Origin of the sequence: uncultured Arthrobacter sp. (assembly GCF_947493765.1) — a bacterium.
Classification (GTDB): Bacteria; Actinomycetota; Actinomycetes; order Actinomycetales; family Micrococcaceae; genus Arthrobacter_D.
Genome location: NZ_CANLSZ010000001.1, coordinates 188,496 through 203,758, shown reverse-complemented (window position 1 = coordinate 203,758; position 15,263 = coordinate 188,496). Strand labels below are relative to the sequence as shown.

Genomic DNA, 15,263 nt, shown 5'->3' with positions numbered 1-15,263 from the left:
GGGGCCATCATGACTATTGCCGCCGACGTACCGACCGTCTCCGATGCCACGCCCGTCAGGGTCCGATTCTGCCCGTCGCCCACGGGCACCCCGCACGTGGGACTGATCAGGACGGCGCTCTTCAACTGGGCCTACGCGCGCCACACCGGGGGGAAGCTCGTCTTCCGCATCGAGGACACCGACGCCGCCCGCGACAGCGAGGAGAGCTACCAGCAGTTGCTGGAGGCCATGACCTGGCTGGGCATCGACTGGGACGAGGGCGTCGAGGTGGGGGGTCCCCACGCGCCGTACCGCCAGTCGGAGCGCGGTGAGCTCTACCGGGACGTGATCGAGCGGCTGGTCGAGGCCGGTCACCTCTACGAGTCCTTCTCCACCCCCGAGGAGGTCGAGGCGCGGCATCGGGCGGCGGGACGCGACGTGAAGCTCGGCTACGACAACCACGACCGCACCCTCGGTGAGGAGGAGAAGCAGGCCTTCCGCGACGAGGGCCGTGATCCGGTGCTGCGACTGCGGATGCCGGAGGAAGACATCACCTTCCACGATCTCGTCCGCGGCGAGATCACGTTCCGCGCCGGGAGCGTGCCCGACTTCGCCGTCGTGCGCGCCAACGGTGCCCCCCTCTACACCCTCGTCAACCCGGTCGACGACGCCCTCATGGGCATCACGCACATCCTCCGGGGCGAGGACCTGCTCTCGTCCACCCCGCGGCAGGTGGCCCTCTACCGGGCGTTGATCGACATCGGCGTAGCCCGCTACATGCCGTTGTTCGGCCACCTGCCCTACGTGATGGGCCAGGGCAACAAGAAGCTGTCCAAGCGCGATCCCGAATCCAACCTGTTCCTGCATCGCGAGCGCGGCTTCATCCGCGAGGGGCTCTTGAACTATCTCTCCCTGCTCGGCTGGAGCCTGTCGGCGGACGAGGACATCTTCACGGTGGAGCAGCTGGTGGAGGCCTTCGACGTCCGCGACGTGCTCGCCAACCCGGCGCGTTTCGATCTCAAGAAGGCCGAGGCGATCAACGGCACCCATGTGCGCCTGCTGGATCCCGCCGAGTTCCGCAGCAGACTCCTGCCCTATCTCGCGGCGGCCGGCATCATCGGCCCCGAGCCCGGCGAGGCCGAGCTCAGGACCATCGCTGAGGCGGCGCCGCTCATCCAGGAGCGCATCACCCTGCTCGGGGAGGCCCCCGAGATGCTCGGCTTCCTCTTCAAGGCCGACGACGCCGTCGACATCGCGGACGACGCCCGGAAGGGCCTGCCGGAGAATGCCGGCGAGGTGCTCGACGCCGCGCTGACAGCACTCGACGGCGTCGGGGCCTGGGATGCCGAGTCACTGCAGGCCGCACTCCGGAGCGCGCTCGTCGAGGGGCTCGGACTGAAGCCGAGGCTCGCCTTCGGCCCCGTCCGCACGGCCATCTCCGGGCGCAAGGTCTCGCCCCCGCTCTTCGAGTCGATGGTGATCCTCGGCCGGGAATCCTCGCTCGCGCGGGTACGCGCACTGCGCGCGACGGCGGCCTGACCGGTGCAGCAGTCCGGATCCGCCTCACTGCCCGCACTCGACGTGGAGGGGGTGCTGTTCGACATCGACGACACCCTCGTCGACCTGGAGCAGGCGATGGGGCACACGCTGCAGTCCATCCCCGACCGCGCCCTCGACCATCTCGACGACGACGGCTGGGCGCAGTACAAGGCGCTGTTCACCGCCGATCCGGAGCGGCACTACGACCGCTTCCTCGCGGGCGAGGTGAGCTTCCGCGAGCAGCGGATCCATCGGGTCCGCCACGCGCGGGCCGGCCTGACGGCGGAGCCCTTCCTCGGTGTCGCGGTGGAGGCCTGGGAGCGCTCCTACGAGCAGACACTCCCGCTGCATTTCCGCGCGTACGACGACGTGGACTCCCTGCTCGACGCTCTCGACGCGCGGGGAATCCCCTTCGGGGCCGTGAGCAACAACGTGCACGACTATCAGCGGGCAAAGCTGGATCGCTCGGGACTGTCACGGATCGAGGTACTCGTGGGCATCGACACCGTGGGCGCTGCCAAGCCAGATCCCGCCATCTACCTCGAGGGGGCACGGCTCATCGGGACGAAGCCGGAGCGGACGCTGTACGTGGGGGACAATCTGCTCCTGGACGCCATCGGGGCCACGGAGGCGGGCCTGGTGGGCGTCTGGCTCGACCGCGCAGGCAGGGGGGAGGCGGCCTCACCTGGCACCGCGGCGTCGGTCGACGAGAGCATGCCGCGCATCGGCTCGCTCTCCGGCGTTTTGCAGTTCCTGCCTCCGGTCCGGTAACGTTGTTTCTCGGCGCGGAGCGGAAACGCAGCGGTAGCCCGGTACGCCCGGGGGGCCGGATCACGCCTGTGGGGTATGGTGTAATTGGCAACACACTGGTTTCTGGTACCAACATTCTAGGTTCGAGTCCTGGTACCCCAGCGCACTTCGATCCGCAGGATCGGATGGCACAAGCAGTGCAACAGCAGTAGTAGCATGGAACAGTACTGGCCCCATCGTATAGCGGCCTAGTACGCTGCCCTCTCACGGCGGTAACGCGGGTTCGAATCCCGCTGGGGTCACAGTTGTCCGGAAGGACACGGAAGGAAAGTCCCGGACACCACGGTGTCCGGGACTTTCCTCGTTCCGGGTGGAACAGTGCGCCTCCGGGGCGGGTCGCACGGCCTCGGGCGGAGGTCCCGGCCGTCCACCGGGCGGCTGGCATGATGGAGCGATGAGCACACCTCCGCCCGTGGGCGATGCCCGCGGGATCTCCCTCGCGCTGCGTGAGGTCGGTGCTGCGCTCGGTGATCTGGTCTTTCCCCTGGAGCTCGCCAGCTCCGCCGCGGGCCGCGACGCCGCAGCCGGCGCCCGAGCGCAACTCGACGACTACATCCTGCCGCGACTGGCCAGTGTGGATGCGCCGCTCGTGGCCGTGGTGGGCGGGTCGACCGGCGCGGGGAAGTCCACACTGGTGAACGCCCTCGCCGGGCGCCCGGTCTCCGTCACCGGGGCGGTCCGCCCCACCACCCGGCAGCCCCTCCTGCTCCATCACCCCGACGACGCCGGCTGGTTCGAGGACGCACGCATCCTCCCGTCCCTCAGCCGGGTGCGGCTCAGCGACGATGACGGGAGCCGTGCGCACCAGGCGCCGACGTCGCCGGGCGACACCCTGCTGCTGCGTCCGGAGCCCTCCCTCCCGCCGGGCCTGGCCCTCCTCGACGCTCCCGACGTCGACTCGATCGCCGACGAGAACCGGCGACTCGCCGCCCAGTTGCTCGCGGCCGCCGATCTGTGGATCTTCGTCACCACCGCCAACCGCTACGCCGATGCCGTCCCGTGGAAGCTCCTGGCCGAGGCAGGACGACGCGACGTGCTGGTCGCCGTCGTCCTCGACCGGGTGCCACCCGGGGTCGAGGAGGAGATCAGGAGCGACCTGCTGACCCTGCTCTCCGCCGAGAACCTCGGACACGCCCCCATCTTCGTGCTGCCCGAGGTGGCGCTCGGAGCCGACCGCATGCTGCCGCACGAGCTCGTGGAGCCCATGACACGCTGGCTGCGGGCGCTGGCAGCGGACGCCGACGGGCGCCGCGAGATCGCGCGACGCACGGTCCGCGGAGCCATGAACGCGCTGGCCACCCGGATCGAGGGCATCGCTGCCGCCGCCGAGCAGGAGCAGACCGTGGGCGACGCGCTGCGCGCAGCGGTCGACGGCGCCTACCGGGATGCGCTGGCGGGTGTCCTCGCCGCGACGGAGGACGGCCGGCTGCTGCGCGGTGAGGTGCTGGCCCGCTGGCAGGACTTCGTCGGCACGGGGGAGTTCATGCGCGCCCTCGAAACGAGGGTGGGTCGCGTACGCGAGCGGATCACGGGGTTCTTCACGGGGCGCCCCGCCCCGGCCGCCACCGTCGCCGACGCCATCGGCAGTGGACTGCAGAGCGTCATCGTGGAACAGGCCGCCCGCGCCGACGAGACGGCGCGTCGCCGGTGGCGGGCGGAGCAGGCCGGAGCAGCCCTGCTCGCCGAAGTACCGGCCTGGCGCTCCGAGACGTTTCCCGCCGAGGTGGCCCGGGAGATCCGGGCGTGGCAGCAGGACCTCCTCGAGCTCGTGCAGGCCGAGGGTGCGGGCAAGCGCTTCACCGCCCGGATGCTCTCCTTCGGCGTCAACGGGATCGCGGTGTCCCTCATGGTGGTGGTCTTCGCCTCGACCGGCGGACTGACCGGGGGCGAGATCGGGGTGGCCGGCGTGTCCGCCGTCGCCGGCCAGAAGCTCCTCGAGGCGATCTTCGGTGACGACGCCGTCCGCCGCCTCGCCGTCGTGGCCCGGCGCAATCTCTCCCGTCGCGTGGAGGGACTCCTCGAGCGCGAGCGCGCGGACTTCGACTGCGCGCTGGAGCCCCTCGCCCGGCAGACCCCGGCGGAGACCCTCCGGGTCCTGGCGCGGCGGCTGCGCACGCTCCTGCCCGCCCAGGGCGGCGCCGTCGGGGCGGAGGCGTGAGCGGGACGACGCGCCGCCACGAGGTGACGCCGGCGACGCAGCTCACCGATGTGCTCGGCGGACTGCACCGGGCCCGGGAGCTCGGCCAGGACCGCGTGCCGGAGGACGTCCTCGATCGCCTGCGCATCGTGCTGGATCATGCGGCGGGCCGCCGGTCACTGTCCGCCGAGCACACGGTCGTGGGACTGTTCGGACCCACCGGCAGCGGCAAGTCCTCGCTCGGCAACGCCCTCAGCGGCACCACCGCGGCGCGTGTCGCTGCCAGGCGGCCCACGACCTCCGAACCCCTCGCAATGGTCTGGGGCCGGGAGGGCAGCGGGGAGCTGCTCGACTGGCTCGGGGTCGGCTCGCGTGTCGAGCTGCCCGACGGCGCCCCGCTCGTCGCCGGTGCTGCCGACGCCACCCCCGGCAGCACCGGCAGCACCGACGGGACCTCCGGTGACGCGCCCCGGTCGCACCCTGCGGCCGAGTGCCGCCCGGGGAAGGACCCCGGGACGCCGACCCCGCGGCGCGCGGGGGGCCTGCGCGGCATCCTGGGCCGCAGGCGGCGTGACGCGGCGGTGTCCGGTCCACAGGAACCGTCGGGCGAGCCGACCACATCGGCGGGCACGCAGGGCGCGGACATCCGCGGCGCGGGCCTGATCCTTCTCGATCTGCCCGACTTCGACTCCACCACGCAGGCCCACCGGGACGTGGTGCTGCGGCTCGCGGGCCAGGTGGACGTGCTGGTCTGGGTGGTGGATCCGCAGAAGTACGCCGACGCCGCACTGCACCACGGCTTCCTGCGGGATCTCGCGACGCACCAGGCCGTCACCGTGGTGGCCCTCAACCAGGCGGACCGGCTAGACCAGGCCGATCTCGAGGCCGTCCTGGCCTCCCTGACCGGGATCCTCGCGGACGGGGGACTGCAGGGGGTACCGGTGGTCCCTGTCTCGGCGCAGACCGGACAGGGCATCGAGGCGCTCGCCGGCATCATCCGGGACTTCGCGCAGGGACGGTCGGCGGCGACACTGCGGATCAGGGCCGACGCCGCCCGCGCGGCAGCGGACCTGCTGCCGTTCGTCGCGGACGGCGTGGTGGCCGCACCGTCGGGCGATGCGCGGGCGGTGCTGGCGGACGAACTCGCCCAGGCTGCAGGGGTGCCGGTCGTCGCGGACGCCGTGCGGAGCAGCTACCGGCGCGATGCCCACGCAGCCATGGGCTGGCCGGTCACCCGCTGGCTGGCCGGCTTCCGGCCGGATCCTCTCCGCCGGCTCAACCTGCGGCGGCAGGAGGTGCTCCCCGAGGTCCGGCGGTCCTCGATCGCACGGGCCCAGCCGGCGCAGCGTGCCACCGTGGACCACGCCCTGCGCATCTTCGGCACGGCGGCGAGCGGCGACGTCGTCGAGCCCTGGCGGACCTCCGTCCGGGACGCCGCGCGCAGCACCACGGACGATCTCGCGGACGCCCTCGACTCGGCTGTCACGGGGACCGATCTGGAGACGGGCAGACGGCGGTGGTGGGGGCTCTTCGGCGTCCTCCAGTGGGTCGCCCTCGCGGCGCTCGTGGGCGGAGTGGGGTGGCTCGGCGTCCTGGCGGTCCTCGCGTTCCTGCAGCTGCCCGTACCCGAGGTGCCGCGCGTGGAGGGGTTCCCCGTCCCCACGCTGCTCATTCTCGGGGGCCTCGGTGCGGGGATCCTGCTCGGCGTCGCCGCTGCGGTGCTGGCGCGCTGGGGGGCACGACGCCGGGCGGCGCGCGTGCGGCGGCGTCTGCTCGACGCGTGCGCCCGGGTGGCCGACGACGTCGTGCTGCGCCCTGTCCTGGCCGAGGTGCGGCGCTGCAACGACTTCCGCGACGCCGTGCTGTCGGTGGCGGACCGCTGACCCGCTCCGGGCGCCGCCGACCAGCAGCGTCGTGCAGGATCTCGGCGTCGGCCACGCCGATCCGGACCGGGGCTCCCAGGACCGTCCTGAGCTGCTGCGCACGCTGGGCGTGATCGAAGTCGTCATGCGTGAGGACGGTGTCGGTGATCGGAAAGCACCGCGGGGCCGCGCGGACGGCAGGCCCGGACGTCGCAGTGCATGTGGTGGGGCCGCCGGCGCGTTCGTGCCGGGGCCGGGTCAGCCGGGGGTCTTGGCCACGGCGAGGGTCAGCTGTCGTGCCGCGTCGGCGACGACCTCTGCGTGGATGCGTCCGGGCTGGCGGGTGAGGCGCTCCATCGGCCCCGAGATGGAGACGGCGGCGACGACCCGCCCGGACGGACCGCGGACCGGCGCGGACACGGAGGCCACGCCGGCCTCCCGCTCGCCGAGGCTCTGGGCCCAGCCGCGCCGCCGCACACCGGCGAGTACCGTGGGCGTGAAGCGGGCCTGCTGCAGTCCCTCCAGCAGACGGTCGTGATCCTCCCAGGCGAGGAGGCACTGGGCGGCGGACCCCGCCCGCATGGAGAGCTGGGTCCCCACGGGGATGGTGTCCCGCAGCCCCACGGGCCGTTCGGCCGACGCCACGCAGACCCGCCACTCGCCCTGTCGGCGGAACAGCTGGGCGCTCTCGCCCGTCGCGTCCCGCAGCCCGAGGAGGACGGGGCCGGCGGCGGCGATGAGCCGGTCCTCGCCCGCCGCGGAGGCGAGCTCGACGAGGCGACTGCCGAGGACGAAGCGACCCTGGATGTCCCGCCCCACGAGCCGGTGATGGGCGAGGGCGAGGGCCAGCCGGTGGACCGTGGGACGCACCAGGCCCGTCGAGGAGACGAGCTGCGCGAGCGTGGTGGGTCCGGCCTCGAGCGCATCGAGGAGGAGTGAGGCCTTGTCGATCACGCCGACCCCGCTAGTATTGTCCATAGGATGATATTGCCGTCTCACCATCTGAGACGCAAGTAGTTCGGGTGGCTCCGGTGATCGCGCGCTGCTTGACTGGATCCCACTGAAACCACAGTGCTGGCCGCTCCTGATCCGGGTCGGTCCGCCGGAGCAGAACAGGACGATCGTCATGGGCAAGACACTGGCCGAGAAGGTCTGGGACGCACACGTGGTCCGCAAGGGCGAGGTCGTCGGAGCCGAGGCCCAGCCGGACCTCCTCTACATCGATCTGCACCTGATCCACGAGGTCACCTCGCCGCAGGCCTTCGAGGGCCTCCGGCTCGCCGGTCGTCCCCTCCGCCGGCCGGACCTGACGATCGCCACCGAGGACCACAACACGCCCACCCTGAACATCGACAAGCCGATCGCCGATCCGACCAGCCGCACCCAGATCGAGACCCTCCGCGCCAACTGCCGGGAGTTCGGGGTGCGACTGCACTCCCTCGGCGACGCGGAGCAGGGGATCGTCCACATCATCGGGCCGCAGCTCGGTCTGACGCAACCGGGCCTCACGGTGGTCTGCGGCGACTCCCACACATCGACCCACGGGGCCTTCGGAGCCCTCGCCATGGGCATCGGCACGTCCGAGGTGGAGCACGTCATGGCCACCCAGACCCTCTCGCTGAAGCCCTTCAGGACCATGGGCATCACGGTGGAGGGCACCCTCAGGCCGGGCGTCACGTCGAAGGACATCATCCTCGCGATCATCGCGAAGATCGGCACCGGAGGCGGTCAGGGCTATGTGCTGGAGTACCGCGGCTCGGCCATCCGCTCGCTGTCGATGGAAGCGCGGATGACCATCTGCAACATGTCCATCGAGGCCGGCGCACGCGCGGGCATGGTGGCCCCGGACGAGACCACGTTCGAGTACCTGAAGGGTCGCCCGCACGCGCCGCAGGGCGCGGAGTGGGAGGCCGCCGTCGCCGACTGGCGTGAACTGCGCACCGACGACGACGCCGTGTTCGACGCCGAGGTCTTCCTCGACGCCGACGAGCTGGAGCCGTTCGTGACGTGGGGGACCAACCCGGGCCAGGGTGTGTCGCTCTCCCAGGCCGTACCGTCACCGGAGGATTTCCCGGACGAGAACGACAAGGCGGCCTGCACGCGGGCGCTCGACTACATGGCCCTCGAGGCCGGGACGCCCATGAAGGACATCCGTGTGGACACGGTCTTCCTCGGGTCCTGCACCAACAGCCGGATCGAGGACCTGCGGCTCGCCGCGGACATCATCCGCGGTCGGGAGAAGGACCCGCAGATCCGCATGATGGTGGTACCGGGGTCCGCGCGGGTCCGGCTCGAGGCGGAGGCGGAGGGCCTGGACCGGGTGTTCACGGACTTCGGTGCCGAGTGGCGCTTCGCGGGGTGCTCCATGTGCCTCGGGATGAATCCCGACCAGCTGGCGCCGGGGGAGCGGTGCGCCTCGACGTCGAACCGGAACTTCGAGGGACGTCAGGGCAAGGGCGGGCGCACGCACCTCGTCTCACCCGTTGTCGCCGCCGCCACCGCGGTGCGCGGCACCCTCAGCTCACCGTCCGATCTGGCCCCCCGGCCCGGCTCGGGTGCCCACGCCGCCGAGTCCACCGTCCCCGCCACGTAGGAGCCCGCCATGGAGAAGATCACCACCCACACCGGCATCGGCGTGCCGCTGCGCCAGAGCAACATCGACACCGACCAGATCATCCCCGCGGTGTACCTGAAGCGGATCACGCGGACCGGCTTCGAGGACGCGCTCTTCGCCGAGTGGCGCAAGGACGAGACGTTCATCCTCAACCGCGAGCCCTATGCGCGCGGCTCCGTCCTCGTGGCCGGGCCGGACTTCGGCACCGGGTCCTCGCGTGAGCACGCCGTCTGGGCCCTGAAGGACTACGGCTTCCGGGCCGTGCTCTCGTCCCGGTTCGCCGACATCTTCCGGGGCAACTCCGGCAAGCAGGGTCTGGTCGCGGCACAGGTGGCGCAGGACGACATCGAGCTCATCTGGAAGGTCCTCGAGAACGAACCCGGCACCCCCGTCACGGTGGATCTGGTCTCCCGCAGCGTGCAGTGCGGGTCCGTGAGCGCCGCCTTCCAGCTCGACGACTACACGCGCTGGCGCCTCCTCGAGGGCCTCGACGACATCGGCCTGACGCTCCGGCAGGAGGCCCACATCACCGAGTTCGAGGCACGCCGCCCCGCCCACAAGCCCACCACGCTCCCGGTCCGCACCTGAGGGTCACGGCTCGGCCAAATGGACTGGGTGGGCCGGGCGGGCTCGGGATTGTACTCGGGACTGTGCTCGGGACTGTGCTCGGGCGGCACGGTCACGCAGTACCCTTGTATTTCTGTCTGCTCGCAGGTGCTCCTATGCTTGGAGCGAGCAATTTCGCGTGCGCGCGGACATCACATCCGAGGGAATCAGGTATTCATGGGTAGCGTTCTGACCATCCGCGGCGGCATCCCGCTGACGGGCAAGGTATCGGTCCGTGGAGCGAAGAACCTCGTCCCCAAGGCGATGGTGGCCTCCCTCCTCGGCAACACGCCGTCCGTGCTCCGCAACGTCCCCGAGATCAAGGACGTCGACGTCGTCACGAGCCTGCTGCAGCTGCACGGCGTCGAGGTCACGAAGGACCCGGTCACCGGCGATCTGACCATGGACCCGCTCAACGCCAAGATGGCGCAGTCCAAGGACATCGACGCCCACGCGGGCGACTCGCGCATCCCCATCCTCTTCTGCGGCCCCCTCATGCACAGCATCGGTGAGGCCTTCATCCCCGACCTCGGTGGCTGCAAGATCGGCGACCGGCCCATCGACTACCACCTCGAGGTGCTGCGGAACTTCGGCGCCGTCGTCGAGAAGCGCACCGGGGGCATCTCCATCTCGGCCCCCAAGGGGCTCCACGGCGCGAAGGTGGCCCTCCCGTACCCGAGCGTGGGCGCCACCGAGCAGGTGCTGCTCACGGCGATCCGCGCCGAGGGCATCACCGAGCTCTCCAACGCCGCCGTCGAGCCAGAGATCATGGATCTCATCGCGGTCCTGCAGAAGATGGGCGCCATCATCACTGTGCAGACGGACCGCGTGATCCGGATCGAGGGCGTCGAGGAGCTCTCCGGGTACAACCACAAGGCCATCTCCGACCGCAACGAGACGGCGTCCTGGGCCTGCGCCGCCCTGGTCACCAAGGGTGACATCTACGTCGAGGGTGCACGCCAGCTCGATCTCACGGCGTTCCTGAACACCTACCGGAAGATCGGTGGGGCGTTCGACGTCGACGACGACGGCATCCGGTTCTACCACCCGGGCGGGCCCCTCTCGCCGCTGGTCCTCGAGACCGACGTCCACCCCGGCTTCATGACCGACTGGCAGCAGCCCCTCGTGGTCGCGCTGACGCAGGCCGCCGGGGTGTCGATCGTGCACGAGACCGTCTACGAGAACCGCTTCGGCTTCACCGACGCCCTGATGCGGATGGGGGCGAGCATCCAGGTGCACCGCGAGTGTCTCGGCAGCATCCCGTGCCGCTTCGGGCAGATGAACTTCCTGCACTCCGCCGTCATCTCGGGCCCCACCGAGCTGCGCGGCACCGACATCGACATCCCCGACCTGCGGGGCGGCTTCAGCCACCTCATCGCCGCGCTCGCCGCCGACGGCGTGTCCCGCGTGACGGGCATCGAGCTGATCAACCGCGGCTACGAGCGCTTCCAGGACAAGCTCGAGGGCCTCGGCGCCGACTTCGATCTCACGGAGGACGCCCCGGCTGTCGCCGTGGCACTGCCCTAGGAGGTTCGGCACATGGGGGAGTCGCGGAGCTCGCGCGCCATGTTCACGTTCCTCGCGTGCTGGGTGAGGCCCACCATGAACGCGCTGCTGGGCAAGGAGTGGCGCGGTCAGGACAGGCTGCCGCGGGGGACGGGCATGATCGTGTGCCCCAACCACGTCACCGAGATCGACCCGGTGGTCGTCGGCCACTTCCTCTACAACCAGGGGATCATGCCGCACTTCCTCGCGAAGGCCTCACTGTTCTCCGTGCCCGTCATCGGCTCGATCCTGCGCACCATCAAGCAGATCCCGGTGGAACGCAGCACCGCGGGAGCCAACCGGTCACTCGACGCCGCCCGGGACGCCCTGGCCGACAACGGCGGGATCGTCATCTATCCCGAGGGCACCCTGACGCGCGATCCGGACATGTGGCCCATGAAGGGGCGTTCGGGCGCGGCGCGCCTGGCCCTGCAGACCGGCGCGCCCGTAGTGCCGCTCGCGCAGTGGGGCGCGCAGGAGCTCTTCCCCCGCTATGCCACACGCTTCCACCCCGTCCCGCGCAAGCGGGTGCGCCTGCTCGTCGGTGAGCCGGTGGACCTCAGCGATCTGCAGGATGCACCCCTCACGAGGGCGACGCTCGACACGGCGACCAACCGCATCCTCGATGCCATCACCGCACTGCTCGCCGAACTCCGGGACGAGGAGGCCCCGGCGGAGCGCTGGGACCCGATCGCGAAGCAGCAGAAACCCACCGGACGGCACTTCGAGGAGCCGGGCGACGGCGACACCCCGGCCGGCCCCGTGACCGGGGACCAGCTGTGACCGGGCGGTCGGGCGTCCGGGAGATACCGGGGAGGATCGCCGTCCTCGGTTCGGGGAGCTGGGGCACCACCTTCGCCAAGGTCCTGGCCGACGCCTCACCCACCACCCGGGTGGCCCTCTGGTCGCGGCGCGCCGAGGTGGCCGCCGAGATCACCGAGCGGCACCGGAACTCGCGCTATCTCGGCGACACCCGACTGCCGGCGAATGTCACGGCCTCCGACGACGTCGGCGCCGTCCTCGCGGGCAGTGAGCTGGTGGTGCTCGCCGTGCCCGCCCAGACCCTGCGCGGCCAGCTGCCGGCGTGGCGCGGGCTCATCCCGGACGACGCCGTCGTGGTCTCCCTGATGAAGGGCCTCGAGGTGGGCACCGACGCCCGCATGAGCGAGGTCATCGCCGACGAACTGAGGATCCCGTCCCACCGCATCGCCGTCCTCTCCGGCCCCAACCTGGCCCTGGAGATCGCCCGCGAGGAACCGACCGCATCCGTCGTGGCGTGCCCGGACCACGCGACGGCCACGTGGATCGCCGCCGCCTGCACGGCGTCCTATTTCCGGCCCTACACCTCCACGGACGTGATCGGGGTGGAGATCGGCGGGATCGTGAAGAACGTGATCGCCCTCGCCGTCGGCATCTGCGAGGGCCGCAGCATGGGCGACAACACGAAGGCCTCGGTGATCACCCGGGGGCTGGCGGAGACCACGCGGCTCGCCGTGGCCCTCGGTGGCAGACCGGAGACCATGGCCGGGCTCGCAGGCATGGGAGATCTGATCGCCACGTGCTCCTCGGCGCTCTCCCGCAACCACACCGCCGGGCGCCTGCTGGGCCAGGGACTCACCCTGGACCAGGTGACGGTACGGATGAACCAGACCGCCGAGGGCATCAAGTCGGCGCAGGCCGTCCTGGACTCCGCCACGAAACTCGATGTCGACATGCCCATCACTGCGGCCGTCGTGGCCGTGCTCCAGGGGCGGCTGGCGGTCGACGACCTCGGCGCCCGCCTCCTGGCCCGTCATCTCAAGCCGGAAGGCGACCCTGCACCGTGACCACCGCAGTCCCCGCACGCTCCCGCAAGCCCCGCGTGCTCGTCCTCTTCGGCGGGCGCTCGAGCGAGCACTCCGTCAGCTGCGTCACCGCGGCCGGTGTGCTCCAGGCCATCGACCGCACCCGGTACGAGGTCGTGCCCGTGGGGATCACGCGCTCGGGCCAGTGGTCCCTGGTCTCCGGGGACCCCTCCGCCTGGTCCCTGCGCTCCGACGTGCTGCCGGAAGTGACGGCGAACGGGCAGACGGTGGTCATGGGTGCTCCCGTGGACGGCAGCGAGGGCCAGGAACTGCTCGTCGCCAGCCCCGGGTCCGTGCCCGAGAGCATCGGCGGGGTCGACGTGGTGCTGCCGCTCCTGCACGGCCCGTTCGGTGAGGACGGCACGCTGCAGGGCATGCTCGAGCTGGCGGACATGCGCTACGTCGGCTCCGGCGTCCTGGCGTCGGCCGTCGGGATGGACAAGCACTACATGAAGGTGGTCTTCGCGGCCGCCGGGCTCGAGGTGGGCCCGTACGAGGTGATCACCGATCGGCAGTGGCGCACGGACGCCGAGGCGTGCCTGGAGCGTGCCGCGGCGCTGGTCTTCCCGCTCTTCGTGAAGCCTGCCCGGGCGGGCTCCTCGCTGGGGATCACCCGCGTCCAGGACCCGGCCGGGCTGCGCGACGCCGTCGACGCCGCCCGCGTCTTCGATCCGAAGGTGGTGGTCGAGGCGGGGATCGACGGCCGCGAGATCGAGGTGGCCGTGTTGCAGGGCCGCGGACTGGACGGGCCGCGGACGTCCCTGCCGGGCGAGATCGCCGTGCAGCCAGGAGGCGCCGCGTGGTACGACTTCGAGGCCAAGTACGTGGACGGCGCCGCCGCCGAGCTCAGCTGCCCGGCGGATCTGCCGGCCCCGGCCATCGAGCTCGTGCGACGCCTGGCGGGTGAGGCGTTCGAGGCCGTCGGCGGCGAGGGACTCGCGCGCGTCGATTTCTTCTACACGCCCGACGGACGCCTGGTCATCAACGAGATCAACACCATGCCCGGGTTCACGCCCATCAGCATGTATCCGCAGATGTGGGCCAAGTCCGGGCTCGGGTACACCGAGCTGATCGACGAACTGATCGAACTCGCGCTGGAACGCGGCACCGGGCTGCGCTGAAGCCCGCCGACCGCGGCATCCTCCTCCGAGCGGGGGAGCTCCGGCTACGCGAGCGCCAGCACGCCCAGCAGGGAGATCCCGGCCAGGAGCGCCGTGGAGACGGCGCCCACGGCCGCGAAGCGGCCGCCCGTGTGCAGCAGGCGCCGGATGTCGATGCCGGCGCCGAGCCCGAACATGCCCGCCGCCAGGAGGATGGTGGTCAGCGTCCTGCCGACATCGAGGACCAGCTCCGGCAGGACGCCGGAGGACCGCAGGATCACCGCGGCGAGGAAGCCGAGCACGAACAGCGGGACGAGGGGGGTGTTCCGCCGCACGTCCTGGACCCCGTGCTGGACCCCGTGCTGGGCGGCGTGCGGCGGGGCGTCGCGCAGGGACCGTGCTGCGTGCCGGCGCTCCCCGATACTCGCCACGGCCGCGACCGGCGCCAGCATGAGCACGCGCCCGAGCTTCACCACCGTGGCTGCGGCCAGCGCCGTCGTCCCGGCCGTGCTGGCGACGGCGACCACCTGGGCCACCTCGTGGACGGCGAGGCCGGACCAGATGCCGAAGTCCCCGGCGCCGAGGCCCACGAGCAGATTCAGCAGCGGCAGCGCGAGGATCATCAGCGAGCCGTAGAGCGTGACCATGGCCACGGCGGAGGCCACCTCGTCGTCGTCCGCGTCGACGATGCCCTGCATCCCGGCGATGGCCGAGGCCCCGCAGATGGAGAAGCCGGCCGCCATGAGCAGCGCGCCGGCACGGCTCAGCCCGAACCGCCGACCGATCCACAGCGTCGCGGTGAAGCTGACGGCCACGCTGGCGACGATCAGGAGGATCACCTGCGCGCCGAGCGCCAGGATGTCCGGCAGGGCGAGCTGCAGTCCCAGCAGCACCACGCCGGCCCGCAGCAACCGCTTGGTACCGCCGCTGATACCGGGCCGGAGCGCCGCCGTGTACAGCCCGGAGTTGCCGAGGACGATACCGAGGACCAGCGCCAGGACCAGCGCCCCGAGGAGGGTCTGCACGGTGGAGAGCACCATGGCGAGAGCTACTCCGAGGGCCATGACGAGAAGACCCGGCACCCAGGGCAGGAGTCGGGGGACCCGGGTGCTCGGGGTGGTGCTGCTGCTCATGGGTGCTGTCGATCCTTCCGGCCGCCGTCGGGCGAGTGGCGCAGCCTCCATCGTGCCGCATGCCTGCCGAGATGGCAGAAACGACCGCCGCAGC

At 71.4% G+C, this 15,263-nt stretch carries 12 protein-coding genes and 2 tRNA genes; 12 read left to right on the top strand and 2 right to left on the bottom strand.

Features of this window, described 5'->3' with window-relative positions:
* The first annotated feature begins 9 nt into the window (after positions 1-9).
* The 6 genes from gltX to Q0747_RS00990 all read left to right on the top strand — a co-directional run bounded on the left by gltX (position 10) and on the right by Q0747_RS00990 (position 6,348).
* Positions 10-1,518 carry a glutamate--tRNA ligase gene (gene gltX / locus Q0747_RS01015; RefSeq protein WP_298251401.1) on the top strand — a complete coding sequence of 503 codons (1,509 nt, stop codon included), beginning with the start codon at positions 10-12 and terminating at the stop codon, positions 1,516-1,518.
* Positions 1,519-1,521: 3 nt separating this feature from the next.
* Positions 1,522-2,289, top strand: a complete 768-nt coding sequence (locus Q0747_RS01010) for an HAD family hydrolase (protein ID WP_298251400.1) — start codon at positions 1,522-1,524, stop codon at positions 2,287-2,289.
* A 69-nt stretch (positions 2,290-2,358) separates the two neighbouring features.
* Positions 2,359-2,430: transfer RNA gene (locus tag Q0747_RS01005), tRNA-Gln, on the top strand.
* A 67-nt stretch (positions 2,431-2,497) separates the two neighbouring features.
* Positions 2,498-2,570: transfer RNA gene (locus tag Q0747_RS01000), tRNA-Glu, on the top strand.
* Between the two features lie 152 nt (positions 2,571-2,722).
* Complete coding sequence (locus tag Q0747_RS00995; RefSeq protein ID WP_298251399.1) at positions 2,723-4,486, top strand: dynamin family protein; 1,764 nt, start codon at positions 2,723-2,725, stop codon at positions 4,484-4,486.
* 50 nt (positions 4,487-4,536) lie between these two features.
* Positions 4,537-6,348 carry a GTPase gene (locus tag Q0747_RS00990; protein WP_298251743.1) on the top strand — a complete coding sequence of 604 codons (1,812 nt, stop codon included), beginning with the start codon at positions 4,537-4,539 and terminating at the stop codon, positions 6,346-6,348.
* Between the two features lie 237 nt (positions 6,349-6,585).
* Here the strand turns inward: Q0747_RS00990 and Q0747_RS00985 are convergent, their stop codons facing one another.
* Positions 6,586-7,305 (bottom strand): IclR family transcriptional regulator, encoded by a 720-nt coding sequence (locus Q0747_RS00985; protein ID WP_298251398.1) that lies wholly within the window; start codon positions 7,303-7,305, stop codon positions 6,586-6,588.
* 148 nt (positions 7,306-7,453) lie between these two features.
* On the opposite strand from Q0747_RS00985, the gene leuC reads away from it, so the two are divergent.
* From leuC to Q0747_RS00955, 6 genes are all read left to right on the top strand, one after another.
* Positions 7,454-8,920 (top strand): 3-isopropylmalate dehydratase large subunit, encoded by a 1,467-nt coding sequence (gene leuC / locus Q0747_RS00980; RefSeq protein WP_298251397.1) that lies wholly within the window; start codon positions 7,454-7,456, stop codon positions 8,918-8,920.
* Positions 8,921-8,929: 9 nt separating this feature from the next.
* Positions 8,930-9,529, top strand: a complete 600-nt coding sequence (leuD, locus tag Q0747_RS00975; protein ID WP_298251396.1) for a 3-isopropylmalate dehydratase small subunit — start codon at positions 8,930-8,932, stop codon at positions 9,527-9,529.
* Between the two features lie 195 nt (positions 9,530-9,724).
* Positions 9,725-11,074: a UDP-N-acetylglucosamine 1-carboxyvinyltransferase gene (gene murA / locus Q0747_RS00970; RefSeq protein ID WP_298251395.1), complete on the top strand. Its 1,350-nt coding sequence runs from the start codon at positions 9,725-9,727 to the stop codon at positions 11,072-11,074.
* Between the two features lie 12 nt (positions 11,075-11,086).
* Positions 11,087-11,875, top strand: a complete 789-nt coding sequence (locus tag Q0747_RS00965; RefSeq protein WP_298251394.1) for a 1-acyl-sn-glycerol-3-phosphate acyltransferase — start codon at positions 11,087-11,089, stop codon at positions 11,873-11,875.
* On the top strand, positions 11,872-12,918 hold the full coding sequence (locus Q0747_RS00960) for an NAD(P)H-dependent glycerol-3-phosphate dehydrogenase (RefSeq protein ID WP_298251393.1): 1,047 nt from the start codon (positions 11,872-11,874) through the stop codon (positions 12,916-12,918). The genes Q0747_RS00965 and Q0747_RS00960 overlap by 4 nt, the downstream gene beginning before the upstream one ends.
* Positions 12,915-14,057: a D-alanine--D-alanine ligase family protein gene (locus Q0747_RS00955; protein WP_298251392.1), complete on the top strand. Its 1,143-nt coding sequence runs from the start codon at positions 12,915-12,917 to the stop codon at positions 14,055-14,057. Before Q0747_RS00960 ends, Q0747_RS00955 begins: the two co-directional genes overlap by 4 nt.
* Before the next feature lie 44 nt (positions 14,058-14,101).
* Here the strand turns inward: Q0747_RS00955 and Q0747_RS00950 are convergent, their stop codons facing one another.
* Positions 14,102-15,169: a YeiH family protein gene (locus tag Q0747_RS00950; RefSeq protein WP_298251391.1), complete on the bottom strand. Its 1,068-nt coding sequence runs from the start codon at positions 15,167-15,169 to the stop codon at positions 14,102-14,104.
* Positions 15,170-15,263: the final 94 nt, after the last annotated feature.

Coding starts and splice junctions, on each gene's coding strand:
- leuC (WP_298251397.1), top strand. CDS start 7,454: ATGGGCAAGACACTGGCCGAGAAGGTCTGGGACGCACACGTGGTCCGC.
- gltX (WP_298251401.1), top strand. CDS start 10: ATGACTATTGCCGCCGACGTACCGACCGTCTCCGATGCCACGCCCGTC.
- leuD (WP_298251396.1), top strand. CDS start 8,930: ATGGAGAAGATCACCACCCACACCGGCATCGGCGTGCCGCTGCGCCAG.
- murA (WP_298251395.1), top strand. CDS start 9,725: ATGGGTAGCGTTCTGACCATCCGCGGCGGCATCCCGCTGACGGGCAAG.
- Q0747_RS00965 (WP_298251394.1), top strand. CDS start 11,087: ATGGGGGAGTCGCGGAGCTCGCGCGCCATGTTCACGTTCCTCGCGTGC.
- Q0747_RS00985 (WP_298251398.1), bottom strand. CDS start 7,305: ATGGACAATACTAGCGGGGTCGGCGTGATCGACAAGGCCTCACTCCTC.
- Q0747_RS00950 (WP_298251391.1), bottom strand. CDS start 15,169: ATGAGCAGCAGCACCACCCCGAGCACCCGGGTCCCCCGACTCCTGCCC.
- Q0747_RS00995 (WP_298251399.1), top strand. CDS start 2,723: ATGAGCACACCTCCGCCCGTGGGCGATGCCCGCGGGATCTCCCTCGCG.